The organism is Thioclava sp. UBA3469 (genome assembly GCF_002378135.1).
In the GTDB taxonomy this organism is placed as follows: domain Bacteria; phylum Pseudomonadota; class Alphaproteobacteria; order Rhodobacterales; family Rhodobacteraceae; genus Thioclava; species Thioclava sediminum.
In genome coordinates, this window is record NZ_DFRG01000241.1 from 2,050 (window position 1) to 2,803 (window position 754).

The 754-nt window shown below is 64.7% G+C and carries 2 protein-coding genes; both read right to left on the minus strand.

From position 1 onward, the window contains the following. Positions 1 to 364 (minus strand): MmgE/PrpD family protein (locus B3D39_RS17485; protein ID WP_286789922.1); only part of this gene is annotated, 364 nt, incomplete at its 3' end. A gap of 2 nt (positions 365 to 366) precedes the next feature. Beyond that, positions 367 to 754 (minus strand): AbrB family transcriptional regulator (locus tag B3D39_RS17490; protein WP_286789923.1); only part of this gene is annotated, 388 nt, incomplete at its 5' end.

The window sequence follows — 754 nt, forward strand, 5'->3', positions numbered from 1 at the left end:
GCGTCAGCAGGCCGTAAATATGTGCGGGATCGATGCTGACCTGACTGTCGTCCCAGTCATGCGCGTGCCCGGCGGTGCCCAGAACGCGCGCCGCCATCGCGGCGAGCACGCGCAGAGTGCTGCCCAGAAGCCGCGACTCCTCGCGGCCGCCGACATATTCTGCCTCTTGCGCGAGGATATGGACCGAATGCTCTTCCGAGCCTGCGACATACAGACCGAGCGCGTCGATCAGGCAGCGCTTGCCGATCGTGAGGGCCTCTTCCGGGATATCCTCGAACGTCACGCTCTCGACGAAGCGGGCTGCCTCCTCGGTGATCGTCGTACCCTCGGGCATTTCGGCAAAGGCATTCTGCATTACGGACATCGTTATTCTCCTGTTCGTTTTGTTCGATTTCGTGTGAGCCAGATCCAGACCGGACCGGCCAAAGCATTGGCCGCGATGCCGCGCACAGCCTGGAAGGCCGCGACGAGCGCTACGTCTTGGTGAAGGGCCTTCGCGGTCAGAACCATCTCGGCCATGCCGCCGATGGCGAAGGACAGCACCAGCGTCGACAGGTCGACCGGCATGAAGAGCGCGCAGAGCGTCGCGAACAGCGCCATCACCACGATGATGCCGATCAGCACCGGGATGCCGACGGCGAGGGCACGCGGGATCGCGGCGAGCCGTCTGCGGTCGAACCGCGAGCCGAGCGTCATGCCGACGGTGATCTGCGCCAGCGCGAGCAATCCGCGCGAATGGTGTCCATACCGGCCG